We start from the raw sequence: 25,253 nt of genomic DNA, 5'->3' as shown, positions 1-25,253 counted from the left end.
ATGCACTTACTGTGTGTGTGATGTGTGTTTCCTGTGGCGTCTCGGTGCAGAACGCCATGCTGGTGCGGCCCGACAGCGCGCCTCGCGCCGGACCGTCGCGCCCCTGAACCGGGCGTCGCCCTGTTCTCTCGCGAGGACGGTGGTGTCAGGCCCATGACATAGGTGGACCGCCGGGGAGCGGTCCACGAGGGGGCTCGGGTTGAGACTCAACAGAACGTCGGACACGCGTGGACGGCGGAGGGGTGTGTGGCTCGCGCCGGCACTGACCTCCGTCACCGCGCTGGCCCTGCTCGCAGGGCTCGCCGCACGGCCGGACGCCCTGACACCGGGAGGGGACGACCGTAGGGCCAACGTCGGTCAGAACTGGTACGAGGACACGGCCGACGAGCAGTTGCGGCAGGACCAGTGCCTGATGAACGGGGTGCTGCGGCTGGGCGGTACGTCCATGGCGGCCAAGGCGCAGGACGCGCTGAACCAGACACCGGAGGCCCTGCACACGCTCGCCGACAGCGACTACTGGGAGGACACCCCCCTCAGTAAGGCCTACGACACCGATCAGGCCGCGGCTGACGCCGCGATGGACGACATCCCGGTCCAGATGCGCGGGTGGCAGTCCAAGCTCGCCGGCCTGGACACACCCGGTGGGTTCACCGAGACGGGCTTCCACTGGCCGCCCGGTTCACCCGGTGACGGGAAGAAGGACTTCTACCAGCAGACCGGGCTCGGCACGTGGTACGCCGACCGGTTCTGGAAGCAGGAGGACGACTTCTACGAGGACCCCACCCCGCTCGCGGACGACGCGACCAAGAACGCGGTGAAAGGCCTGGGTGCCCCGCTCTACGGCGGTGACACGGACGGCACGAATCCCGGTTACGACCGGCACCAGGCGTACGACTACCTCACGAACTGGGACCTGGAGCCGACGGGGGCGGACAACGCCCGTATCTTCCTGGAGTCGGGCGGCTTTCCCGCGTCGGCGCCGGAGCCGGGCAGCGCCGAGTTCCGGATCGGGGTCGAGAACCTCAAGGCCCGATTCGCCGCATGCGCGTGGCGTGACCCGATCGATCCCGACGAGGTACTGGGCGCCGAGCTGGGGACGGCCACCACCGAGTGGCAGCAGGAGATCGCCTCCCAGGCCCCGGAGCGCAACCAGATCCTGAACTCCAACGCCACGGCGACGGCGGCATTGGTCTCCACATCGAAATCCCTCGGGAGCATGCTCGGCAACTCTTGGGTGGCCGACCACATCGCCCGTTGGCAGTCCTACTGGTCCCCGGGCGGGGCCGGCGGCAGCTCGTCGTTCAAGCCGCCGGCGGCGCAGTTCGTCCTGGCTCAGCAGAACCTCGTGTCCGTCCAGAAGTCGGCGAAAGCGCAGCTTGCCCTGCTCAAGACGAAGCAGGCGATGCTCAAGGCGCTGGTGAACGCCAGCGACGCCGCCGAGCAGAAGGCGTACGCCACCGCGGACGCCAACGGCGCCCCGCGTGGCCGCGGTCTCCTGGCCGCGCAGCAGAAGGCCCAGGTCACCCACGGCATCAAGGCCGCGGTCGACGCCCTGGTCGTCGCGGGCACGACGGCGGAGGCGGCCACACGTGCCTCCGCCGCCGACAGCGCCACGATCGCGCAGCGCGCCCTCGCGCAGGCGGCGCAGTCCAAGGCCGAGTTCCGCAAGCAGTCCGCGCAGTACGCCGAGCTCCAGGCCAAGTGGGCCGCCGCCTCGGCGAAGCAGCACCGCGACAACGCCAAGGCGGACAAGGAGACCGCCGAGGCCAAGCTGAAGGTGGCCCTGACCGCCGAGGGCGACGCCAAGGCCGCCGCGGCCGACGCCCACGCCAAGCGGCTGGACGCCGAGGCCGAGGAGAAGACGGCCAAGGCGGAGAAGGAGAAGGCGGCCGCCAAACGGGTGGAGGCCGCCCAGCACCGCAAGGACGCCGAGGGGTACAACACCACGGCCCAACAGGCGAAGGGCAAGGCCGAGACCGCGGCCGAGACCGCGTCCGCGCGGCGCAAGGACGCGGAGACGGCGCGCGACAACGCCAAGGCCCAAACGGGACGACGCCTGGGACGCCGAGCAGAAGGCCGACGCCGCCCGCGCCAAGGCCGACGCGAAGGGCGCCTACGCCGACTCGCTGGACGCGGGTGACGCGGCGACCGCGGCCCGTGCGGCTGCGGACGAAGCGGACCGACAGGCCACCACGGCGGAGACCGCCGCGAAGAACGCCCGTGCCTCGGCCGACGCCGCCACCCAGGCGGCAGCGGACGCGGACGCCGCGGCCACGCGGGCGGAAGCCGCCGCGAGCCGGGCACGCGCGGACTCGGATGCGGCCCAGGCCGACAAGCTGGTGGCGGACGCCGCCGTACGCACGGCCACCAGCGCCGTCGCGGACGCCATCGCCGCCGCCAAGAGCGCGGCCGCCGAGGCGGCCGCCGCGGTCAAGGACGCCGACGAGGCCGAGAAGCACGCCAAGGAGGCGCAGACCCACGCCGACGAGGCGCTGAAGGAGTCCGTCAAGGCGCGGGTCGCCGCGGCCAAGGCGGCTGGCTTCGCCTTCACCACGGCCCAGGCGGCGGCCGACGCCAACCACGCGGCGGCACGTGTGGCCCAGCCGGCCAACGACGCGATCCAGCTCGGTTCCCCGTATGTCACCACCGACTCCGCGGCCGCGCTGGTCGTCCTGGCCGGACAGGGCGCGAAGTCCATCGCCGAGCAGCAGGCGGCGGTCGCCGATGCCCATGCCAAGAACGCCGTGAAGGAGGCGGCGCTCGCCAAGACCCTGGCAGACAAGGCTTCGGCCGACGCGAAGGCGGCCCTCCAGGCAGCGGCGGGCGCGGCCGCGGCCGCCTCCGAAGCCCGGGGCTACGCCAAGGAGGCCCTCGGCTACTCGGCCGCCGCCGCCCTGGCCGCGTCCAAGGCGAGCCAGTCACTGACTCGCACGATCGAGTACGACCGACAGGCCACGGAGGACGCGGCTGCGGCCGACCGCGCGGCAGGCCGTGCCGAGGGCTACGCCAAGGACGCCCGCGACTCGGCCGACGCGGCCGAACTGGACGCCGAGGGGGCCCGCGCCGCGGCGTCCCAGGCCGAAGCGGCGGCCAAGGACGCCCGCGACGCCGCCGACCGCGCGGACGCGGACGCCACGGCGGCCGAGGAGGCCGCCAAGGACGCGGACAAGTACGCCAAGGAGGCCCAGGACACCGCGGACCGCACGGAGAAAGCCGACAAGGACCAGCAGATCGTGACCGGCACCGTGCCTGACGGGTCCGGTGGTTCTCTCGGCAACCTCTTCTACGTCGTCGACCACATCGAGCAGGTTGGCGAGCCGCAGGTCACCCATAAGACGGAAGGCTGCGACGGCTGGTTCGATCAGCTCTTCTACAAGGGCAACTGCACGATCACGGCGACGATCAAGGGCCGCCAGTTCCTCGACCTCTACTTCTGCGGAGCGCAGGAACTCAACCCTTCGAGGTACACGTGCCCGGACAGCGAAACCGTGTACCTGGGTGAGCATCCGACCGACGTTCTGTCCAAAACAGTCACCCACACGATCACCATGGAGGAGTATCAGTCCGACGTAGACCCCATAGACATCCTCTTCGGCAGCTGGATCAAGTGCAGCCAGAAGATCATCCCGGGTGGTGACAGCGGCAACTGGAGCGGCTGCGCCTGGGCCCTTGTGGACGTCGCTTCTCTGTTTGCCGGCAAGGCAATCAAGCCCCTCGCTGACGCCATCCGGTCGTTGAACGTCTCAGCGCGGGCCGGCAGTGGATTCGCCCACGCCTGGCAGGCGCTGCGCGCGCTGCAGCTGTCCGACTCTGTCATCGCAGGCATCGCTCAGCGGATGTCGTCGTGGTTCGTCAAGGCATGCAAGACGGGTAAAACGGCACGCGCGCTGGTCAAGGCGGCCGGGGGAAGCCCGACACCGGAATATTCTTGCCTCGGCTTGATCGCTTATAACAGCGATGCGCTCTCCCGCCTGGCACTCAAGGTGCGGATAGGTAGTGGCCTGCCTCTGAAGGGTAAGATCCGAAATGTTGCGGTAGCCAAAGTGCGCGGGTGGACGGGGCGTGACGGCGACCTCGTATACGGAGTGAGCGCCGAGGCTGGCAGTGGAAAACACGCCGAAGAGGTGATCCTGGACAAGCTTGATGACGCTGGCTTTTCGGCCAAGGACATCGAGGAGATCTACAGCGAACGGCAACCGTGCCCCACATGTGGCCCGTTGTTGGACGGTGGCCTTGCAGAGGGTACTCCTATTCACTGGTCGGTCCCCTGGGGGTCCGACTCAATAGCCAACTCAGGCATGACAGAGGAGCTGATACGGATGATCAAGGCAAACATCAGCTAGTTCCGACTAGCATCCCATGAGGGGGGTAGGTCTGAGTGGACCTGCCCCCCGTTCTATGTAGCCCTATAGGAGATGGCGTGTACGGAAGCAAGGCAACGGAAGATGTAATTTCCGAATGGAATAAACTCGCGAGTGATGTGATTCGGGCGCTAGAACTTGCAGGACTTGCCGTATCGCAGACTTCGGACAGCGGGGATGACGCGGGGCCCGAAGTGGCAGTCGACCTCAGTGGTGATGAGGAGGGCGGTGTGTTCGTGAAATGGAAAGTGAGCACACCTTTGAGCAAGAGCGTCGCGCAGCGTGTAATGACTGGCGAGTTGGATAATGATGACGTCCGTCACTATGGGGTAATCTCTACAGAGATGCATAGCGCACTGATGACCATTATCACCTCTGCCGGATTTTATGCTATTGATGCAAGTGATGATATGGACCCTTTTACAATCCGTGTAGAGCGCGCTGATGGAGAAGGATTGTCTCCGTCCTGAAAGGCTGCAACTGGCCTATGTCGACGACCGACGGCCCCCGGCGTGGGAACCTCACCCCGCCGACGCCAGTCCTCCCAGCAACAACCCCGTGAACCGCCGTACCCACACCGCGTCCACCGGCTCCCCGCTGACCAGCGTCCGGTGGACCACCGCGCCCGCGGTCACGTCGAAGATGAGGTCCGCCGTCGCCGCGGCCGCGCGGGGGTCGGGCTCGGGGGGGAGTTCGCCGCGGTGCTCCGCGCGGGCGCGGCCTTCCAGGACGAGGCGTTTTTGGCGGTCCACGATCGAGGTGCGGATGCGTTCGCGGAGCGGGGCGTCTCGGGTGGACTCCGCCACCACCGCCATGAGCGCCGTCTTCGTCTCCGGGCGGTCCAGGATCGCCGCGAACTGGAGGACGACGCCCTCGATGTCGGCGGCGAGGGAACCATTATCGGGCAGTTCGAGTTCATCGAAGAGGACGGCGACCGCGTCGACCACGAGTTCGTTCTTGCCCGCCCAGCGCCGGTACAGCGTCGTCTTGGCGACACCGGCCCGGGTCGCCACGTCGCCGAGGGTCAGCTTCGACCAGCCGAGGTCGACGAGGGCGTCGCGCGTCGCCTCCAGGATCGCCGCGTCGGCCGCGGCGGACCGCGGACGGCCGAGACGGCCTGGCGGGGGCGGGGTGCGGCGCTGCATGGACGCGACCATACCGGCCGGTAGCCAGGACGGCGCACGTGAGGCAGATCACGGTCGGGGGCTCCCCGGGGCCGCACCGGAGACAGTTACGCTACGACTCGTAGCGAAAGCGCATCTCGTACGACCGGCCCGGCTCTGCACCCCGGGCGGACCGGACGAGCGGCAACCACAGGCACCGGGTGGGGATCCGGTGCCGAGCAGCAGGTACCGAGTGGGGACCCGGCACCGGAGCGTTCGGCCGAGTCCGCTCCGTACGCCTCGCAATCCGGCGGGAGGCGACGGAGGGGACCCGGCCCACAACTGTCCGCGGAAGGGGGAGACTGTACGCATGCAGCCACGGAACATGTCCATGAGCGGAGTCGTCGATCTCGCCGCGGTGAAGGCGGCCCAGGAGGCGAAGGCGAAGGCGGAGCAGGCGCGCGCCGAAGCGGCCCGCCAGGGCGGCGGCCCGGCCGCCGTGTCGCCGTCGAGCCTCGTCATCGACGTCGACGAGGCCGGCTTCGAGCGGGATGTCCTGCAGCGCTCCACCGAGGTGCCCGTCGTCATCGACTTCTGGGCCGAGTGGTGCGAGCCCTGCAAGCAGCTGAGCCCGCTCCTTGAGCGCCTCGCCGTCGAGTACAGCGGCCGCTTCGTGCTGGCCAAGATCGACGTAGACGCCAACCAGATGTTGATGCAGCAGTTCGGGGTCCAGGGGATCCCGGCCGTCTTCGCGGTGGTCGCCGGGCAGGCGCTGCCCCTCTTCCAGGGCGCGGCCCCCGAGTCCCAGATCCGCGGCACCCTCGACCAGTTGATCCAGGTCGCCGAGGAGCGCTTCGGGCTCACCGGCATCGCCGTCGACGCCGCCGCGGACACGGAGGGCGCCGCACCGGTCGTGGAGGCTCCGGCCGGCCCCTACGACGCGCTCCTCGAAGCCGCCGTCCGCGCCCTTGACGCGGGCGACCTGGCGGGCGCCGTCCAGGCGTACAAGAACGTGCTCTCCGACGACCCCGGCAACTCCGAGGCCAAGCTCGGCCTCGGCCAGGCCGAACTGCTCCAGCGGGTGCAGGGCATCGACCCGCAGCAGGTCCGCAGGGACGCCGCCGAGAAGCCGCAGGACGTGGCCGCGCAGATCGCCGCCGCCGACCTGGACCTGGTCGGCGGCCACGTCGAGGACGCCTTCGGCCGGCTGGTCGACGCGGTGGCCCGCTCGGCCGGCGACGACCGGAACGCGGCACGGGTCCGGCTCCTGGAGCTGTTCGAACTCGTGGGGAGCGACGACCCGCGCGTCACCACCGCGCGTACGGCTCTGGCCCGCGTTCTCTTCTGAGTCCCGTGGTGACCTGTCCTTAAACACCGCGGCTTGTGATGCCGGGGTGAAAATTCCGTCCGCGAGGGCGCACGGCGGCCGCACTTTACCAAAACTTGGTAAATGCGGCCGCTGTTACTTGGAGTAAGCCACGCCCCCGTCTCTGCCCGGTTATGTACCGGAATCAACCACTGTGGCGATGGCCAGAGCGGCACCGTGAGTCGCCGTTCGACGTCGGGCGGTCGTTGTTCGGTTATCCGTCCGTTACCCGTGAGTAACGAACCCCCTTGTGTCCGCGCCGGGAATGCACCACGATCGGGCACGCTCGGTCCACTCCTCACCGTCCGACAGCCATTCGCTCGGCGGGGTCGTGGGTCCCCACCGGGCAGGTCGGCGGCGGAACCAAGGGGAGCGCCGCTGATCTGGGACAGGGGGGTCTCGGCATCCGTCGAGCCTGTCCAGCAGGTTGCGCGTGATGGCTCAGGTGCGACCAGTGGTTGTCGCTCGGGGGTGATCGCCGGTGATCAGGGTGCGGACGCGCCTCCGATGCGGGCGCTCTCCTTCCCGAGGACGTAGCACTTCTCCCATCCCTGCCCGGCTGAGCCGCTCTAGGGGCAGTCAGGGCCGGAGATGTACGTCCGAGAAGGAGGAAAGTCATGAAGTCCGTGACTCGTGGCGGGACCAGATGGAAGCGGTTCGCCGTAGTCATGGTGCCGAGCGTCGCGGCGACTGCCGCGATAGGTGTGGCCCTGTCCCAGGGCGCGCTTGCGGCATCGTTCAGCGTTTCGGGCCAGTCGTTCAAGGTGACGGCGAGCTCTCTCGATGGCAAGGGCTTCGCCCAGTACGGCGCCATCGACACCGGTAAGACGGGTGCGCACCCGGTCGCCGTGGTCGGCATGAAGACGGCCACGATCCACGACCTGTGCCAGTCCGTCGTCGTTCCGGTTCCGGTCTTCGGCGACGTGTCGATGAAGCTGAAGGCCGGTAACGACCCGAAGAACCCGGTGGAGGCCAAGACCCTCTACATCGACGCCGATGACCTGAAGGCCGACGCGACCTTCGAGGACATCGACATCGGTGTGGCGGCCGGTGACGCCAGCAAGGGCCCGGGCATCCACCAGGGCGACAAGGCCGACCCGAACTCGTTCGCCCAGCAGGCCGACTCGGTGCACTTCGAGAAGGTCCAGCAGCGCGCGTGGGCCACGACGGCCGCCACGTTCAAGCTCTCTGGCCTCAAGATGAGCGTCCAGAAGGGCAAGCACGAGTGCTACTAGTCCGCAAGGGTCCGCTCAGGGCCCGGGACTAGGCACGTGATGTGCTGAACGGCCGGGCGCGGGGGCGTGCGGGAGAGGCTCCACGACGTCCCCGTGCCCGAAACCGGACAGCCATCGTCACCACAGATCAACGCCATCCCCGAGGAGCTGTACGAGATGAGCGCCGAAGCGCACGCAGGGCGGAACCCGAAGCCGGGTCACATGCGCCAGTCGTTCCGAGGGTGGCGCGGTCAGCGCCCGTTCTGGGGTGGCCTGCTGGCCATCCTCGGCGGCATCCCCATCATGTACTTCCCGTACGCGAATCTGACGCTCGGCAGCATGACGATCCGGATGGCGACGACGGCGGGGGCCGGGTCGCTCATCATCGGTGTGCTGCTGGTGGTGCTCGGCCTGACGATGTGGTTCCAGCCGCACTCCCGGGTGTTCGCGGGTGTGGCGGCGATTCTTCTCGCCCTGGTCTCCCTGGTGGTCTCCAACTTCGGCGGTTTCGTCATCGGCTTCCTGCTCGCCCTGATCGGCGGCGCCCTCGGCGTCTCCTGGGCGCCGGGCAGGCCGGCTGACGAGACGGCCGTGCCCCCCGCGCAGGGCGGTGACGGCGCCGGGAATCAGGACCCGGGCGGCGTGCCGCCGGTCGCGGGAGCCACCTATCGGGTCGCGGGCGCAAACGACGATGTGTCAGGGACGAGCCCGGAGAACGGGACGAACGGGAGGCACCGTGCCGGCTGACGAGGTGCACCACGAGGACCCCATGGGGGATTCTCGTGCGAGAACCGGGCCGCGGCATGCAGCACCGAGGAAGCATCTTTTCACCAGGCTGCACATGCCCGCGGGCAAGGCGATAGCCATCGCGGCCATGCCCACGGCCGTACTGATGGGACTCGGTCTGACGCCCACACTGGCGTCGGCCACGGACAACCCGACCAAGTTCTCGGCGGACGACTACAAGGCGTGCGCCGACGCGGTCGAGGCGGAGCGCGACGCCAAGAGCGGTGACGCCGCCGACAAGAACGCCGACAAGGACAAGGCCGAGGACGCCGGCAAGGACAAGGCCGGGGAGTCCGCGACCCCGAAGCCCTCCGCGTCCGGCGACACGGCCGGCGGCAAGGGCACCGACGACAGCGACGGCAAGGGCGCGGACACCGGCAAGGGCGCGGACACCGGCAAGGACGCGGGCGGCAAGGAGACGGCACAGCCGACTCCCACCCCCTCGGCCTCCACCGGATCGAAGTCCGGCAGCGCCGCCACGGCCACGCCCTCGCCCTCGGAGTCCAAGACCCGCAACCCGCTCGACCCGCTGGGTGTCGGCGACGCGCTGAAGGACCTGTTCACGCCCAAGGACAAGGAGACGGCGAGCCCGGCTCCCAGCCCCTCGGCGTCGGCCACCGGCTCCGGCGGCGCGCAGGGCTCCGAGAGCCAGGACACCGAGGGCCAGGACTCCAAGGACCTGGGCTCCGCCGTCAAGGACACCGTCGACGGGGTCGGCGACACGGCCAAGGACACCGCGGGCAAGGCCGGTGACGCGGTCAAGGGCACCGAGGACGGGCTCGGCAAGGCCGCCGAGGACGCCGCGAAGAAGGCCGAGGAGACGGCGACCCCGTCCCCGAGTGCCAGCGGCATCCCGGACGACTGCCCGGTCGCCACCGACGCCGAGGGGGCCGACGAGGACACCCCGGCGCAGCTGCCCAACGACGTCTGGAAGCTGCAGGCCAGCTCGCTCCTGCTCAAGGGCGCGGACTACCAGGGCCTGGTGGACGTCCGGATGGCCGACGGCTCCACCAAGCGCGTCATGAAGTACGTCATCTCCAACGGGACGGACATCGGGGACCTGCACCAGATCGCCCCCGGTCCCGACGGCAAGTTCTTCCACATCCGCTCGGACAAGGGCTCCACGTCCACCATCCGGAACGGGAAGACCACGATGTACACGGAGGAGCTGTCGGGCAACCTGCTCGGGCTCATCCCCATGACGTTCAACGCGGACAACCCGCCGCCGATCAACCTGCCGATCCTCTACTTCACCAACGTGAAGGTGACGCAGGCCGCGCAGTTCGGCGGCACCCTGCACGTGCCGGGACTGCACTCCACGGTCGAGGACAGCTGACCCCGACCCGCACGACCCGTTCCGGGAGCCGCACAGACGCCGAGGGCGCCCCCTGTCTCGTACAGGGGGCGCCCTCGGCGCGTGACGTGCGGCGGACCCGTCAGGCGCGGTCGACGCCGCCCAGGTGGTGGACCCGGACCATGTTGGTGGTGCCGGGGACGCCGGGGGGCGAACCGGCGGTGATGACCACGGTGTCGCCGTCGTTGAAGCGGTTCAGCTTCACCAGCTCGGCGTCGACCAGCTCCACCATGGCGTCCGTGTTGTCCACGTGCGGCACGACGTGGGACTCCACGCCCCAGCTCAGCGAGAGCTGGTTGCGGGTGTTCTCGTCCGTGGTGAAGGCCAGGATCGGCTGGGCCGCGCGGTAGCGGGAGAGCCGGCGGGCGGTGTCACCGGACTGCGTGAAGGCGACCAGTGCCTCCGCGCTCAGGAAGTCGGCGATCTCAGCGGCGGCACGCGCCACCGAACCGCCCTGCGTGCGCGGCTTCTTGCCGGGCACCAGCGGCTGGAGGCCCTTGGAGAGCAGCTCGCCCTCGGCCGCCTGGACGATCTTCGACATCGTCTTGACGGTCTCGATCGGGTACGCGCCCACGGACGACTCGGCGGAGAGCATGACCGCGTCCGCGCCGTCCAGGATCGCGTTGGCGACGTCGGACGCCTCGGCGCGCGTGGGGCGCGAGTTGGTGATCATCGACTCCATCATCTGGGTCGCGACGATCACCGGCTTGGCGTTGCGGCGGCACATCTCCACGAGGCGCTTCTGCACCATCGGGACCTTCTCGAGCGGGTACTCGACGGCCAGGTCGCCGCGGGCCACCATCACGGCGTCGAACGCCGCGACGACGCCCTCCATGTTGGCGACCGCCTGCGGCTTCTCCACCTTGGCGATGACGGGGACCCGGCGGCCCTCCTCGTCCATCACCTTGTGGACGTCCTTGACGTCGCTCGCGTCGCGCACGAAGGACAGGGCGACCATGTCGCAGCCCATCCGCAGGGCGAAGCGCAGGTCCTCGATGTCCTTCTCGGACAGGGCCGGGACGTTGACCGCCGCGCCGGGCAGGTTGATGCCCTTGTGGTCGGAGATGACACCGCCCTCGACGACGATCGTCTTCACGCGCGGCCCGTCCACCTCGACGACGCGCAGCTCGACGTTGCCGTCGTTGATCAGGACCTGGTCGCCCTTGGAGACGTCGCCGGGCAGCCCCTTGTAGGTGGTGCCGCAGATCGACTTGTCACCGGGCACGTCCTCGGTGGTGATGGTGAACTCGTCACCGCGCACCAGCTCGACGGGGCCCTCGGCGAAGGTCTCCAGACGGATCTTCGGGCCCTGGAGGTCGGCGAGGACGCCCACCGCGCGGCCGGTCTTCCCGGCGGCGGCCCGCACCCGGTCGTAGCGACCCTGGTGCTCGGCGTGCGTGCCGTGGCTGAAGTTGAAGCGGGCCACGTTCATACCGGCTTCGATCAGCGAGACGAGCTGCTCTTCGGAGTCGACGGCTGGGCCCAGCGTGCAGACGATTTTGGAACGGCGCATGGGGGCGATCCTATCGGTTTGTTTCGCTACGGAATATTCCGTCTGGCGGAATCTACAAATGGGCGGGCGGGTGCTCAGTCGTTGCGCGGGGCGACCAGTGCGTAGGTCTGCTGGGCGATCTCCAGCTCCTCGTCGGTGGGGACCACCGCGACGGCGACCCGGGCGTACTCGGGCGAGATGAGCCGGGCCTCGTCGGAACGTACGGAATTGAGCGCACCGTCGACCGCGAGCCCCAGCTCCTCCAGGCCCGCGACCGCAGCTTCCCGCACCGGCGCCGCGTTCTCACCCACCCCGGCGGTGAACACGACCGCGTCCACCCGGCCGAGCACCGCGTAGTACGCGCCGATGTACTTCTTCAGCCGGTGGATGTAGATCTCGAAGGCGAGCTGCGCCTCCTGGTCGCCCTCGTCGATCCGGCGCCGGATCTCCCGCATGTCGTTGTCGCCGCAGAGGCCGATCAAGCCGCTCTTCTTGTTGAGCAGGACGTCGATCTCGTCCGCGGACATGTGGCCCACCCGCATCAGGTGGAAGATGACGGCCGGGTCGATGTCCCCGGACCGCGTCCCCATCACCAGGCCTTCCAGCGGCGTGAGCCCCATCGAGGTGTCCACGCACCGGCCGCCGCGGACCGCCGACGCCGACGCGCCGTTGCCCAGGTGCAGCACGATGACGTTGACGTCCTCCGGCGCCTTGCCGAGCAGCCCCGCCGCCTTGCGCGACACGTACGCGTGCGAGGTGCCGTGGAAGCCGTAGCGGCGGATGCGGTGCTCGTCGGCGGTCTTCACGTCGATCGCGTACCGGGCCGCCGACTCCGGCATCGTCGTGTGGAACGCCGTGTCGAAGACCGCGACCTGCGGCAGGTCCGGACGGAGCGCCATCGCCGTACGGATGCCCGTCAGGTTGGCCGGGTTGTGCAGCGGCGCCACCGGGATCAGCCGTTCCACCTCCTTGAGCACCGCGTCGTCGATCACCGTCGGCTCGGAGAAGAACAGGCCGCCGTGGACCACGCGGTGGCCGATCGCGGCCAGCTCGGGGGAGTCGAGGCCGAGCCCGTCCCGGTCCAGCTCCTCGGCGACCGCCTTCAGGGCCTCCTCGTGGTCGGCGATCGGCCGGTTCTGCTCACGGGCCCCGCCGCCCTCGCCGGTCAGCGGCGTGTGCTTGAGGCGCGAGGTCTCCTCGCCGATGCGCTCGACGAGCCCGGCCGCGAGCCGGGTGCCGTCGCGCATGTCGAGGAGCTGGTACTTCACCGACGAGGAGCCGGAGTTGAGGACGAGGACTCGGGTGGCGTTCACGGAAGGAGTGCCTTTTCGTCGGGTACGAGGGTTCAGTTGGCCGGCGTCTGGGCCTGGATCGCCGTGATGGCGACGGTGTTCACGATGTCCTGCACGAGCGCGCCGCGGGACAGGTCGTTGACCGGCTTGCGCAGGCCCTGCAGGACCGGGCCGACGGCGATCGCGCCGGCCGAGCGCTGCACGGCCTTGTAGGTGTTGTTGCCGGTGTTGAGGTCCGGGAAGATCAGCACGCTGGCCTGGCCCGCCACCTGCGAACCGGGCAGCTTGGTGGCCGCGACGCTCGGCTCGACCGCCGCGTCGTACTGGATCGGCCCCTCGATCCGCAGGTCGCCGCGGCGCTCGCGGACCAGCTCGGTGGCCTCGCGGACCTTGTCCACGTCGGCGCCGGAGCCCGAGGTGCCGGTCGAGTACGACAGCATCGCGATGCGCGGGTCGACGCCGAACTGGTCGGCGGTGACCGCGGACTGCATCGCGATGTCGGCGAGCTGGCGCGCGTCCGGGTCCGGGTTCACGGCGCAGTCGCCGTAGACGAGGACCTTGTCGGCCAGGCACATGAAGAAGACGGAGGAGACGATCGCCGCGTCCGGCTTCGTCTTGATGATCTCGAAGGCGGGCCGGATGGTTGCGGCCGTGGAGTGCACGGAGCCGGAGACCATGCCGTCGGCCAGGCCCTCTTGGACCATCAGCGTGCCGAAGTAGTTCACGTCGGCGACGACGTCGTGCGCCAGCTCCACCGTGACGCCCTTGTGGGCGCGCAGCTGCGCGTACGCCGTGGCGAACCGGTCGCGCAGCTCGTGCGTCTGCGGGTCGATCAGCTCGGCGTCCGCGAGATCGACGCCGAGGTCGGCGGCCTTCTTGCGGATCTGCTCGACCGGACCGAGCAGGGTCAGCTCGCAGACGCCGCGGCGCAGCAGCACGTCGGCGGCGCGCAGCACCCGCTCCTCGGTGCCCTCGGGCAGCACGACGCGGCGCTTGTCCGCGCGGGCCCGCTCCAGCAGCTTGTGCTCGAACATCATCGGCGTGACGCGGTCGGTCGCGGGCGCCTGGATCGTCCTGAGCAGCCCCGCCGTGTCGACGTACCGCTCGAAGAGGCCGAGCGCCGTCTCCGCCTTGCGGGGCGTCGCCGCGTTCAGCTTGCCCTCCAGCGCGAAGAGCTCGGCCGCCGTGGGGAAGGAACCGCCGGCCACCGCGACCACCGGGGTGCCGGGCGCGAGCCGGTCGGCGAGCTTGAGGATCTCCTCGCCGGGCCGCTCGTTCAGGGTCAGCAGGACGCCCGCGATGGGCGGCGTCCCGGCGCTGTGCGCGGCGAGCGAGCCCACCACGAGGTCCGCGCGGTCGCCCGGGGTGACGACCATGCAGCCGGGGGTCAGGGCGTTCAGGAAGTTCGGCAGCATCGCGCCGCCGAAGACGAAGTCCAGGGCGTCGCGGGCCAGGCCCGCGCCGTCGCCGAGCAGCACCGTGCCGCCCAGGGCGTGGGTGATCTGCGAGACGGTCGGCGCGGAGAGCGCGGGCTCGTCGGGGAGCACGAAGGTGGGCACCGGCAGCCGGGCCGCGAGCTTGTCCTGGATGCCGTCGCGGTCCTCGGCGGCGACCCGGTTGACGATCATCGCGAGGACGTCGCAGCCCAGGCCCTCGTAGGCGCGGTAGGCGTTGCGGGCCTCGGCGCGCACCGACTCGGCGGTCTGCTTCCTGCCGCCGACGACAGGGATGACGGAGGCGCCGAACTCGTTCGCGAGCCGCGCGTTCAGGGCCAGCTCGTCCGGGAGCTGCGTGTCGGCGTAGTCGGTGCCGAGCACCAGCACGACGTCGTACTCCCCGGCCACCGCGTGGAACCGGTCGACCAGGCGCGAGAGCAGCTCGTCGGTGCCCTGCTCCGCCTGGATCGCGGCGGCCTCGTCGTAGGCGAGGCCGTACACGCTCGCCGGGTCCTGGGAGAGCCGGTAGCGGGCGCGCAGCAGGTCGAAGAGGCGGTCGGGGCCGTCGTGGACGAGCGGGCGGAAGACGCCCACCCGGTCGACCTGGCGGGTCAGGAGTTCCATCACTCCCAGCTCGACGACCTGGCGGCCGTCGCCCCGCTCGATCCCGGTCACGTACACGCTGCGCGTCACGCGTGCTCTCCGTCTCCGTCGAGGCCAAAAAAAATGGCCGTAATGAAAGCTATGCCCTCTTGACAATACCTCTGGCGGTGGGTAAGTCGCCCCCCGGACGAACGTCCTGTACAGCGCGGTCCGAGTGCCCTTGGACAGCATGCCGAAGCGCCCCCGGCGGCGCGGGCGAACGCGGCGCCTGCCGGAGCGTGGAAGAATTGCGGTGGCTCACACGTACCGGCAGCGAGCAGGAGACACAGCACGATGCGCATCGGAGTTCTGACCGCAGGCGGCGACTGCCCTGGACTGAACGCAGTGATCCGGTCGGTCGTGCACCGCGCCGTCACGCACCACGGCGACGAGGTGATCGGCTTCGAGGACGGCTACGCGGGCCTGCTCGACGGCCGCGCCCGGCCCCTCGATCTCAACGCGGTCAGCGGCATACTCGCCCGCGGCGGCACCATCCTCGGCTCGTCCCGGCTGGAGCGCGACAAGTTCCGCGCGGCCTGCGAGGACGTCAAGCAGCTCGCCGAGGCGGGTGGCTTCGACGTGCTCATCCCGATCGGCGGCGAGGGCACGCTCACCGCGGCCCGGATGCTCTCCGACGCGGGCCTGCCCGTCGTCGGCGTCCCGAAGACGATCGACAACGACATCTCCTCCACCGACCGCACGTTCGGTTTCGACACCGCCGTCGGCGTCGCCACCGAGGCCATGGACCGCCTCAAGACGACCGCCGAGTCCCACCAGCGGGTGATGGTCGTCGAGGTCATGGGCCGGCACGCGGGGTGGATCGCCCTGGAGTCCGGGATGGCCGGCGGCGCCCACGGCATCTGCCTGCCCGAGCGGCCCTTCGACCCGGCCGACCTGGTCAAGATGGTCGAGGAGCGGTTCGCGCGCGGCAAGAAGTTCGCCGTGATCTGCGTCGCCGAGGGGGCGCACCCCGCGGACGGCACGATGGACTACGGCAAGGGCGCGATCGACCAGTTCGGCCACGAGCGCTTCCAGGGCATCGGCACCGCCCTCGCCTACGAGCTGGAGTCCCGGCTCGGCAAGGAGGCGCGGCCCGTCATCCTCGGGCACGTGCAGCGCGGCGGGACGCCGACCGCCTACGACCGGGTGCTCGCCACGCGGTTCGGGTGGCACGCGGTGGAGGCCGCGCACCGCGGGGAGTTCGGGCGGATGACGGCGCTGCGGGGGACCGACATCACGATGGTGCCGCTGGCCGAGGCGGTGACCGAGCTCAAGACCGTCCCGGCGGACCGGATCGAGGAGGCGGAGTCCGTCTTCTAGGGGCCCGGCACTGGTCTCGGGTTCTCAGCTGCCCCGCTGATGAGCGTTGCCGGGCTCGCGTCCGTCGTGGTTGCTCGCGCAGTTCCCCGCGCCCCTGACGTGCGCACTCCGTGCGCCCGGTCAGGGGCCCGTCACGCGTGGCGGATCCGGGACCAGAACTCGTCCAGAATGCGGTCCAGGAAGTCGCGGCCCGTGTCGCCCGAATCGGCCGCGGTGCCGCCGCCCCAGCTCAGGGTGGCGGTCATCAGCGCCTGGTACTCCAGGTGCATCTCGTGCAGCACGTCCTCCGCCTCGCGCCGCTGCACCGGCACGAGCCGGGTCAGCGGCCGCACGTACGCCTGCCAGCGCGTGGTCGCCGCGCTGCGCAGCAGCTCCGCCAGCTGCGTGTCCCGGCCGGTCACCGTCGAGAACGCGCGCGGCGCGAGCCGCAGCGTCCCGGCGAGCGCGCTCGACTGGCGCTCGTTGCCCCGCCAGTCGCCGGTCTCCTCCATCCGCAGGTACGCCTGGAGGTCGACGCCGGCCTCCCGCGCCACGTCCTCCGGTGCGAGCCCGAGCGCGAGCCGGTGTTCGCGCAGGGTGCGCGGGGCGCCGATCAGCTCGCCCGGCGAGCACCACAGGGCCCCGGCGAGCGCGGTGAGTTCACCCGCCATCGGCGCCGCGTCGCCGCGCTCCCAGGCGATGATCGTCTCCGGGGTGATGTGCGCGAGCCCGTAGGACGCGCGCATGCCGTACGCGACATGGCCCGGCGCCATGCCCAGCGCCTCGCGGAGGCGGCGGGCGGCCGGGGCGTTGAACGGAGGGGTGGGCTGGTGTGACGCGGCGGTGTGCTGCACGGGCACAAAGTAGGGGGGAACGGCCCGCTTGGCTACGGTGCGTTCGTCTTGCGTCACAACTCGTAGGAACGTACAGCGGCCCCAGCCCTCACCCCTTGACCGCGCCGCCGAGCGCGAAGCCGCCGCCGAAGCGGCGCGAGACCAGCACGTACAGCAGGATCACCGGCGTCGAGTAGATGATCGAGAACGCCGCGAGCTGGCCGTAGACGACCGTGCCGCGGTTGCCGAAGAAGTCGTTGATGCTGACCGACGCCGGCATCTGGTCGGGGGAGAGCAGCAGCATGAACGGGACGAAGAAGTTGCCCCACATCATGGCGAAGCAGAACACCGTGACGACGGCGACGCCGGGCCCCATCAGCGGCAGCACGATCCGCACCAGGGACTGGAAGGTGCCGGCGCCGTCCGTCCACGCCGCCTCCTCCAGCTCCTTCGGGACACCGTCCATGAAGTTCTTCATCAGCCAGATGGCGAACGGGAGTTGGGAGGCGGTGAAGAAGTAGATCGTGCCGGCCATCGTGTCGATCAGGTTGACCTGGACGAACAGCGCGTAGACCGGGACCATGATCGCCGTGATCGGCAGGCACGTCGCGAAGAGGATCGTCGCCAGGTACGGGTTGTTCAGGCGCGAGCGGTAGCGGGAGAGCGGGTACGCGGCGAGGGCCGCGCAGACCACCGTCAGCGCCGTCGCCCCGCCGCACAGGATCAGGCTGTTCAGCAGCGGCGTGAAGGTGATGTCCGGCTTCAGGACCGCGTCGAAGTTGTCGAGCGTGGCGTGGGCCGGGAACTTCACCCGCAGGCCCGCGTCGGCGTCGAGGGAGGACAGGACCACCCAGGCCAGCGGGAGCGCGAAGGCGAGGGCGACCACGGTCAGGGTCGCGTCGGCGGTGAGCCGGTTGCGGGTGGTGCGGCGGGCCACTCATGCCTCCGAGCGCAGCAGGCGCATGTAGACCAGCGAGAACAGGGAACCGACCACGAGCAGGAGCAGGGCGACCGCCGTGCCGTAGCCGATCATGCTCTTCTGGAAGGCCTGCTCGTACATGAACAGGGGCAGGGTCTGGCTGTGGTTGCCGGGCCCGCCGCGCGTCATCACCCAGATCAGCCCGAAGACGGAGAGCGTCTGCAAGGTGTTGAGCATCAGGTTGGTGCCGATGGAGCGGCGGATCATCGGCAGCGTGACCCGCCACAGCCGCTGCCAGGCGTTCGCGCCGTCCACCTCGGCGGCCTCGGTGATCTCCTTGGGGATCTCGGAGAGCGCCGCCGAGTAGACGAGCATCGAGAAGGCCGTGCCGCGCCACACGTTCGCGAAGGACACCGCGAGGATCGGCAGCGTGAACAGCCAGTTCTGGTCCGGCAGATGGAGCCAGCCGAGGATCGCGTTGAGGGTGCCCTCGCGCCGGAAGAAGGCGTAGAGCAGGAAACCGGCGACGACCTCCGGCAGTACCCACGCCGTGACGACGACGGCGCCGGTGACCGTGCGGACCGGTTTCGAGGCCCGCTGCATCAGCGCCGCGAGGGCCAGGCCCAGCGTGTTCTGGCCGACGATCGACGACAGGAACGTGAAGACGAGGGTGAGCCGCACCGCGTTCAGGAAGGCGTCGTCGCGGAACGCGGCCCGGAAGTTGGCGAAGCCGACGAAGGACGACTCCGCCTGGCCGGTGAGCTGGAGGTCGGTGAAGGCGATGTAGGCGCAGTAGGCGATCGGCCCGGCGAGGAAGAGGAGCATGATGATCGTCGCCGGGGCGACGGGCAGGGCGCGGAGTGCGGTCGTGGCGCGGCGGTTCACGAGGCTGGGGTCACCTTCCCTTGCTCGGCCGGGTCGGCGGCGGTCCGTTCAGGGCTTGCTGACGACCTGTCCGTCCGCCGCCGTCTTCAGCTGCTCGTCGTAGGTCGCGGCCGCCTTCTGCACCGAGGCGTCCCCGGTCGTCACCGACTCCATCGCCTCCTGGATGGCCGTGGAGACCTTCGGGTACGCGGGATAGGCCGGCCGGTAGTGGGTCGTGGCGACCAGGTCCGTGAAGAACTTGATGCCGGGCTGCGCCTGCACGTAGGCCGGGTCGGCGGCGACGTCCTTGCGGACCGCGATGCCGGAGTTGGCGATGTACCAGCGCTGCGCGTTGGCCTTCGTCTGCATCGTCTTGATGAAGTCGAAGGCGAGGCCGGGGTTGCCCGACTTGGCCGGGACGGCCCAGGTCCAGCCGCCGGACATGCTGACCTTTCCGGGGGCCTGGCCGCTCTGCGTGGGCATCGGCGCGAGCCCGAGCTTCTGCGACCACTCGGGCCACTCGTGGCCGCTGCCCTTGAGCCAGTCCTGCGGCAGCCAGGAGCCGTCGAGGTCGATGCCGAGCTTGCCCTTCGGGAGCATCTCGCCGCGCACCCGGGTCGACCAGTTCGGGTCCAGGGCGTCGGAGACGTCGGGGCCGAGCTTCTCCTTGAAGACGGTGTCCACGAACGTGAGGCTGTCCTTGAAGGCCTTCGAGCCCGCGATCCACTTCTTCGACGAGCTGTCGTAGAGCGGGTCCGCGCCGGCGCCCGCGCCGTCCGTGCCGTAGAGCAGCATCTGGAAGCCCTGCATGGTCGCGGCCTCGCCGTTCGGCTTGCCCGTGTAGACGTTCAGCGGGACGGCGTCCGGGACCTTCTTCTTGATGGCGCGGGCCGCGTCGAGGACCTCGGCCCAGTTCTTCGGCTGCCAGGGCGTCGCGATGCCCGCCTTCTCGAAGATGCCCTTGTCGTACCAGAGGCCGCGGGTGTCGGTGCCGTCCGGGACGCCGTACGTCTTGCCGTCCTGGGCCTTGGCCGCGGACTTCGCGGTGTCGACGAACTGGTCCCAGTCCGCCCACTTGTCGAGGTACTCGTCCAGGGGCCGCAGGTACCCGCTGGTGATGTCCGAGTTGATGAGGAAGGTGTCCTCGTAGACGAGGTCCGGCGCCGTCTTGGGGGAGCGCAGCATCTGCTGGAGCTTCGTGTAGTACTCGGAGTCCGGGGCCTTGATCGGGACGAGTTCGACCTTCTTGCCCGGGTGGGCCTTCTCGAACTGCTTCTTCATCGCGGCGAGATACGTGTCCATGACCTTGATCTGGTTGTCCATGGACTGCTTGAACGAGACCTTGATCGTGTTCGCGTCGCTGCCGGAGCCGCCGCCGCAGGCGGTGAGCGATCCGGCGGCCAGCAGGGCGGTGGCGATGAGCACAGGGGCGGTGGGGCGCACGGGCACGACCTCCTACGGAGCTCACGGGCATCGTTGCCTCGCGGGGCTGCCCGTGAACGTACGGGCCGGTTCGGAGCAAGGTCAATGGGTGTGCAGTGCCCCGCGGGGGATCGGTGACAACGTTGTAGACGGGCCCCGGGGGCCGGCCGGGGCGATCCGGGAGCGAAGAGTAGAAGTTAGGTTAGGCTAAGCTAAGTTACTCCGCGGGTGGTTGTGCAACACCCCTGCCTCAGAGGGAGATTGAAGCCGCATGCCTCGCCTCACGCTCAGGATCCGCCGCTCCGCCGCCCTCGCCGTGGCCCTCCTCGCGGGCGGCACCGCCTACGTCGTCGACAAGTCCGGCGCGGGCCCGGCCACCGAGGACCAGGTGACCCGCTTCCGGGTCCGCTAGACCCTCACCCCGGGCCCGGCCGCCCCGCTCCCGGGTCCGCCGAAGGCCCTCACTCGGCGCCCGTCACTACTTCCAGGTGTAGACCAGTTCGGGCCTGCCGACCTGCCCGTACTGCGGGCTGCGTCCGGCCAGGCCCGAGTCCACCAGGTGCTCCAGGTAGCGGCGGGCGGTGATGCGCGAGATGCCGACCGAACCCGCGGCCACCGCCGCCGTCATCCCCTCCGGGCCGGCCTCCCGCAGCGCCTGCGTGACCCGCTCCAGCGTGGGCGCGCTCAGCCCCTTGGGCAGGGCGGCCGGAGCGGGCGAACGCAGGTTGGCCAGCGCCCGGTCGACCTCGTCCTGCCCGGCCGCCTCCCCGCTCGACGTGCGGTACGCGGCGTAGCGCACGAGCCGGTCGCGCAGCGTGGCGAAGGTGAAGGGCTTCAGCACGTACTGCACGACGCCCAGCGAGACGCCCTCGCGGACGACCGCCAGATCACGAGCCGAGGTGACCGCGATGACGTCCGCGTGGTGCCCCGCGGCCCGCAGCGACCGGGCGAGCGCCAGACCGTGCCCGTCGGGCAGGTGCAGATCCAGCAGGATCAGGTCGACCGGCACCCGGTCCAGGGCGCGCCGGGCCCCGGCCGCGGTGTGCGCCGTGGCCACGGTGACGAAACCGGCCACCCGGTCGACGTAGAGCGCATGGGCGTCGGCGGCGACCGGATCGTCCTCGACCACCAGCACGCTGATCCGCGGGTCCGTCATGACGCTCCGTCCTGTCCGGTGGGTGTGGTGCCCGCGCCGGCGGCGGCCCGCGGCACGGGCGGGGCGCCGCTCTCCGTCGCCGGCCGTCCCCACGGCAGCAGCGCCGTGAAGACGGCGCCGTCCGCCGGCGACCCGGTGAGCTCCAGTCTGCCCCCGTTGCGCCGCACGGCCTGCCGTACGAGGGCGAGGCCGAGCCCGCGCCCGCCCGGCCCCGCCGGCTTCGTCGACCAGCCGCGCTCGAACACCGCGTCCGAGTGCTCCGGGTCCACGCCCGGCCCGGTGTCCGCGACCCGCAGCAGCAGCGCGTCGGCCGTGGCCCGCGCCGTGACCGTGACCCGGGCCCGCGGCGAACCCTGCGCCGCGTCCACCGCGTTGTCGATGAGATTGCCGAGGACCGTGATCAGATCGCGGGCGGCCAGGGCCCGCGGCAGCAGCCCGTCGTCGATCCAGGTGTCCGCGGAGACGACCAGCTCCACTCCGTGTTCGTTGGCCTGCGCCGCCTTGCCGAGCAGCAGCGCGGCCAGCACGGGTTCGCTCACCGCGCCGACGACCTGGTCGGTCAGCGCCTGGGCCAGCTCCAGCTCCGCCGTGGCGAAGTCGACGGCTTCCTCGGCGCGGTCCAGCTCGATCAGCGACACCACCGTGTGCAGCCGGTTCGCCGCCTCGTGGGCCTGCGACCTGAGCGCCTGCGTGAACCCGCGCTCCGAGTCCAACTCACCCATCACCGACTGCAGTTCGGTGTGATCGCGCAAGGTGACGACCGTCCCGCGGCGCTCCCCGCTGGCCACCGGCGAGGTGTTCACCACCAGGACCCGGTCGGCGCTCAGATGCACCTCGTCGACCCGCGGCTCGGCCGCGAGCAGCGCCCCGGTCAGCGGCGCGGGCAGCCCCAGCTCGGCCACGCCCCGGCCCACCGCGTCCTCCCCGACCCCGAGCAGCTCCCGGGCCCCGTCGTTGATCAGGGCCACCCGCCGCTGCCCGTCGAGCATGACGAGACCCTCCCGCACGGCGTGCAGCGCGGCCTGGTGGTAGGCGTGCATCCGGCTCAGCTCGGCCGCGTTCATGCCGTGGGTGTGCCGCCGCAGCCGCGCGTTGATGACGTACGTGCCGATGCCGCCCAGCACGAGCGCCGCCCCGGCCACCCCCGCCACGGCCAGCACCTGCCCGCGCGCCTGCGCGGTGATCTCGTCGATGGTGATGCCCGCGCTGACCAGGCCGACGACCCGGTGCCCGGCCCCGTGGACCGGCGTGACCACCCGCACCGAGGGCCCGAGCGTGCCCGTGTACGTCTCCGGGAACGTCCGGCCGCGCAGCGCGGGCCCGATGTGGCCCAGGAACCGCTTGCCGATCTGCCGCTCGTCGGGGTGCGTCCAGCGGATGCCGGCCGGATCCATGATCGTCACGAAGTCCACCCCGGTGTGCCGCCGCACGTCCTCCGCGTAGGGCTGGAGCGCCGCGGACGGGTCCCCGCGCCCCTCGATCGCCGCGCGCACCGAGGGCGCGTCGGCGACCGCGGTGGCCGCCGCCGTCGCCTGCCGGCGCGCCGCCGTCTCCGCCTGCCCGCGGTCACTGAGGTACGTGAACAGGGCGCACCCCGCGACCACGACCGCGACGAGGACGGCCTGCATCGCGAAGAGCTGGCCGGCCAGGCTGCGGGGGAGGGGGAGGCGCATGCCGCCCAGTCTGCCCGGTCGTATAAGCACGAACTAAATGAACGGAAGGGTGACGGTCCTCACGGCCTGGGAGATAGTCACCGGGATCCGCAGACCGTGAGCCGCACGGCCTGTGCGTACGTGAACCCTTCCGGAACCCTTCGAGGACCCCTCCGGACCCCCTACGGAAATCCTTCCGGGATTCCTTCAGAACCGTTCCAGTACGCCGACGTCGTCGTCAGGAGGAACCGTGGCCGAGACCGGGACCGCGCCCAAGCCCCCCGCCGTGAAGCGGGACCGCACGCACTATCTCTACATCGCTGTCATCGTGGCCGTACTGCTGGGCATCGCCGTCGGCTTCATCTGGCCCGACTTCGCCAAGGAGCTCAAGCCCATCGGCACGGGCTTCGTGAACCTGATCAAGATGATGATCTCGCCGATCATCTTCTGCACGATCGTGCTCGGCGTCGGCTCGGTCCGGAAGGCCGCGAAGATCGGCAAGGTCGGCGGCCTCGCCCTCGGCTACTTCATCGTCATGTCGATGGTCGCCCTGGCCATCGGCCTCGTCGTCGGCAACATCCTGCACCCCGGCGACGGCATGCACCTCACCGAGGCCACGAAGGAGATCGGCCACACCGCGGCCAAGGACGCCGCCGAGGGCCCGGTCGACTTCATCCTCGGGGTCATCCCGACGACGCTGGTCTCCGCCTTCACCGAGGGCGAGGTCCTGCAGACCCTCCTCGTCGCCCTCCTCGTCGGCTTCGCCCTCCAGGCCATGGGCCGCACCGGCGAACCGGTCCTGCGCGGCGTCGAGCACATCCAGAAGCTGGTCTTCCGCGTCCTCGGCATGATCATGTGGGCCGCCCCGCTCGGCGCCTTCGGCGCGATGGCCGCCGTCATCGGCGAGACGGGCGTGGACGCGCTCAAGGCACTCGCCACGATCATGCTCGGTTTCTACGTCACCTGCGCCCTGTTCGTCGGCATCGTGCTGGCGCTCATCCTGCGGTTCGCCGCCGGGTTCAACATCTTCACGCTGCTGCGCTACCTGGGCCGCGAGTTCCTGCTGATCCTGTCGACGTCGTCGTCCGAGTCCGCGCTGCCCCGACTCATCGCGAAGATGGAGCACCTGGGCGTCAGCCGCCCCGTCGTCGGCATCACCGTGCCGACCGGCTACTCCTTCAACCTCGACGGCACGATGATCTACCTGACCATGGCGTCCCTCTTCATTGCCGACGCCATGGACCAGCCGATGAGCGTCGGCCAGCAGATCGGCCTGCTCCTGTTCATGATGATCGCCTCGAAGGGCGCGGCCGGCGTCTCCGGCTCCGGCATCGCGGTGCTCGCCAGCGGACTCCAGTCGCACAAGCCCGCCCTGGTCGACGGAGTCGGCCTCATCATCGGCATCGACCGTTTCATGAGCGAGGCCCGCGCGCTGACCAACTTCGCGGGCAACGCGGTGGCCACGCTGCTCATCGGCTCGTGGACCGGCGAGGTGGACCGCGACCGGGTCCACCGGGTGCTCGCCGGTGACCTGCCGTTCGACGAGCGCACGCTGCTCGACACGAGCGACGACGGCTCGGACGTGCCGACGCCGCGGGGCGGCGAGCCGAAGGAGCCCGTCAAGGTGTGACGCCGGGGCCGAACGGCCTGGTGGCGGGGTCCGGCACGCATGTGCCGGACCCCGCTTTTGTCCTACCGGCCCGGGTGGCGTAGGGTCCTTCGAGTTGCCCCGGAGCCGATGGCTCCTGGACGTCACCTCCCGCCGCTTCGAGCGGCACCCCAACACCAGCACGATCTCCCGGCCGGGATTGATATCGGCGTACCCGTTATCAATTCGTATTCCGGTTGCGCGGAACCTGATCGATCCGATTAGGAACTTCCCGCAGGGATCCGCTAATGTTCGGGACGTCGGAAGGGCCGAACAGCCCGGAAGGCAAACCCGTTTGACAGGGAATCAGGCCCGAAAAGATCTGATAGAGTCGACACCGCAGGAAGGCCGAAAGGCCGGAAAGCGAAAAGCAGGACCAGCAAGACCCCGAGGAAATCGGATCGGAAAGATCTG

General features: G+C 70.2%; 19 protein-coding genes and 1 pseudogene. 9 read left to right on the top strand and 11 right to left on the bottom strand.

Going from position 1 to position 25,253, the window contains the following annotated elements; genetic code table 11:
* Positions 1 to 973: 973 nt before the first annotated feature.
* Positions 974 to 4,343: pseudogene (locus tag ACIBW6_RS33055) on the top strand (nucleic acid/nucleotide deaminase domain-containing protein); the annotation flags it as partial.
* A 77-nt stretch (positions 4,344 to 4,420) separates the two neighbouring features.
* The gene (locus tag ACIBW6_RS33050) at positions 4,421 to 4,831 is read left to right on the top strand and encodes a hypothetical protein (protein WP_399066265.1); all 411 of its coding nucleotides are present in this window, start codon (positions 4,421 to 4,423) and stop codon (positions 4,829 to 4,831) included.
* Between the two features lie 51 nt (positions 4,832 to 4,882).
* On the opposite strand, the gene ACIBW6_RS33045 is transcribed toward ACIBW6_RS33050, so the two are convergent.
* Positions 4,883 to 5,506 (bottom strand): TetR/AcrR family transcriptional regulator, encoded by a 624-nt coding sequence (locus ACIBW6_RS33045; RefSeq protein WP_399066263.1) that lies wholly within the window; start codon positions 5,504 to 5,506, stop codon positions 4,883 to 4,885.
* Between the two features lie 328 nt (positions 5,507 to 5,834).
* Between ACIBW6_RS33045 and ACIBW6_RS33040 the strand changes: the two genes are divergently transcribed.
* From ACIBW6_RS33040 to ACIBW6_RS33025, 4 genes are all read left to right on the top strand, one after another.
* On the top strand, positions 5,835 to 6,812 hold the full coding sequence (locus ACIBW6_RS33040; protein WP_399066260.1) for a tetratricopeptide repeat protein: 978 nt from the start codon (positions 5,835 to 5,837) through the stop codon (positions 6,810 to 6,812).
* Positions 6,813 to 7,447: 635 nt separating this feature from the next.
* Positions 7,448 to 8,065 carry a DUF6230 family protein gene (locus ACIBW6_RS33035; protein ID WP_399066258.1) on the top strand — a complete coding sequence of 206 codons (618 nt, stop codon included), beginning with the start codon at positions 7,448 to 7,450 and terminating at the stop codon, positions 8,063 to 8,065.
* Between the two features lie 156 nt (positions 8,066 to 8,221).
* Positions 8,222 to 8,791, top strand: coding sequence for a DUF6114 domain-containing protein (locus ACIBW6_RS33030; RefSeq protein WP_399066389.1), 570 nt, complete (start codon positions 8,222 to 8,224; stop codon positions 8,789 to 8,791).
* A 94-nt stretch (positions 8,792 to 8,885) separates the two neighbouring features.
* On the top strand, positions 8,886 to 10,166 hold the full coding sequence (locus tag ACIBW6_RS33025) for a hypothetical protein (protein ID WP_399066255.1): 1,281 nt from the start codon (positions 8,886 to 8,888) through the stop codon (positions 10,164 to 10,166).
* Between the two features lie 100 nt (positions 10,167 to 10,266).
* Here ACIBW6_RS33025 and pyk read toward each other — a convergent pair whose 3' ends face one another.
* The 3 genes from pyk to pta form a co-directional block, all read right to left on the bottom strand.
* On the bottom strand, positions 10,267 to 11,697 hold the full coding sequence (pyk, locus tag ACIBW6_RS33020) for a pyruvate kinase (RefSeq protein ID WP_399066253.1): 1,431 nt from the start codon (positions 11,695 to 11,697) through the stop codon (positions 10,267 to 10,269).
* Between the two features lie 74 nt (positions 11,698 to 11,771).
* Positions 11,772 to 12,989, bottom strand: coding sequence for an acetate kinase (locus ACIBW6_RS33015; protein ID WP_399066251.1), 1,218 nt, complete (start codon positions 12,987 to 12,989; stop codon positions 11,772 to 11,774).
* Between the two features lie 32 nt (positions 12,990 to 13,021).
* Positions 13,022 to 15,097: a phosphate acetyltransferase gene (gene pta, locus ACIBW6_RS33010; RefSeq protein WP_399066249.1), complete on the bottom strand. Its 2,076-nt coding sequence runs from the start codon at positions 15,095 to 15,097 to the stop codon at positions 13,022 to 13,024.
* A 243-nt stretch (positions 15,098 to 15,340) separates the two neighbouring features.
* Between pta and ACIBW6_RS33005 the strand changes: the two genes are divergently transcribed.
* Positions 15,341 to 16,366 (top strand): 6-phosphofructokinase, encoded by a 1,026-nt coding sequence (locus tag ACIBW6_RS33005; RefSeq protein WP_399066246.1) that lies wholly within the window; start codon positions 15,341 to 15,343, stop codon positions 16,364 to 16,366.
* Positions 16,367 to 16,497: 131 nt separating this feature from the next.
* Here the strand turns inward: ACIBW6_RS33005 and ACIBW6_RS33000 are convergent, their stop codons facing one another.
* The 4 genes from ACIBW6_RS33000 to ACIBW6_RS32985 all read right to left on the bottom strand — a co-directional run bounded on the left by ACIBW6_RS33000 (position 16,498) and on the right by ACIBW6_RS32985 (position 20,404).
* Entirely contained in the window at positions 16,498 to 17,199 is a 702-nt protein-coding gene (locus ACIBW6_RS33000; protein ID WP_399066244.1) for a helix-turn-helix domain-containing protein, read from the bottom strand.
* Positions 17,200 to 17,287: 88 nt separating this feature from the next.
* Positions 17,288 to 18,115, bottom strand: coding sequence for a carbohydrate ABC transporter permease (locus tag ACIBW6_RS32995; protein WP_399066242.1), 828 nt, complete (start codon positions 18,113 to 18,115; stop codon positions 17,288 to 17,290).
* The gene (locus tag ACIBW6_RS32990) at positions 18,116 to 18,922 is read right to left on the bottom strand and encodes a carbohydrate ABC transporter permease (RefSeq protein WP_399066387.1); all 807 of its coding nucleotides are present in this window, start codon (positions 18,920 to 18,922) and stop codon (positions 18,116 to 18,118) included. It abuts the gene before it with no gap.
* 108 nt (positions 18,923 to 19,030) lie between these two features.
* Entirely contained in the window at positions 19,031 to 20,404 is a 1,374-nt protein-coding gene (locus tag ACIBW6_RS32985; RefSeq protein ID WP_399066240.1) for an extracellular solute-binding protein, read from the bottom strand.
* Positions 20,405 to 20,654: 250 nt separating this feature from the next.
* Between ACIBW6_RS32985 and ACIBW6_RS32980 the strand changes: the two genes are divergently transcribed.
* A complete protein-coding gene (locus ACIBW6_RS32980) occupies positions 20,655 to 20,795 on the top strand; it encodes a hypothetical protein (RefSeq protein ID WP_399066237.1) in 141 nt (46 codons plus the stop codon).
* A 66-nt stretch (positions 20,796 to 20,861) separates the two neighbouring features.
* Here ACIBW6_RS32980 and ACIBW6_RS32975 read toward each other — a convergent pair whose 3' ends face one another.
* Both ACIBW6_RS32975 and ACIBW6_RS32970 read right to left on the bottom strand, forming a co-directional pair.
* Positions 20,862 to 21,539: a response regulator gene (locus ACIBW6_RS32975; protein ID WP_399066234.1), complete on the bottom strand. Its 678-nt coding sequence runs from the start codon at positions 21,537 to 21,539 to the stop codon at positions 20,862 to 20,864.
* Positions 21,536 to 23,212 (bottom strand): ATP-binding protein, encoded by a 1,677-nt coding sequence (locus ACIBW6_RS32970; RefSeq protein WP_399066232.1) that lies wholly within the window; start codon positions 23,210 to 23,212, stop codon positions 21,536 to 21,538. The genes ACIBW6_RS32975 and ACIBW6_RS32970 overlap by 4 nt, the downstream gene beginning before the upstream one ends.
* A gap of 229 nt (positions 23,213 to 23,441) precedes the next feature.
* Here ACIBW6_RS32970 and ACIBW6_RS32965 point away from each other — a divergent pair, with 229 nt between their 5' ends.
* Positions 23,442 to 24,821, top strand: coding sequence for a cation:dicarboxylate symporter family transporter (locus ACIBW6_RS32965; protein ID WP_399066230.1), 1,380 nt, complete (start codon positions 23,442 to 23,444; stop codon positions 24,819 to 24,821).
* Between the two features lie 199 nt (positions 24,822 to 25,020).
* Here the strand turns inward: ACIBW6_RS32965 and ACIBW6_RS32960 are convergent.
* Positions 25,021 to 25,253: hypothetical protein (locus ACIBW6_RS32960; RefSeq protein WP_399066228.1), on the bottom strand; the 233-nt coding region annotated here is incomplete at its 5' end.

The organism is Streptomyces sp. NPDC049813, assembly GCF_044465085.1.
Lineage (GTDB): Bacteria > Actinomycetota > Actinomycetes > Streptomycetales > Streptomycetaceae > Streptomyces.
Note: the sequence above shows the minus strand (reverse complement) of the source record. Positions and strands in the feature narration are given on the sequence as shown.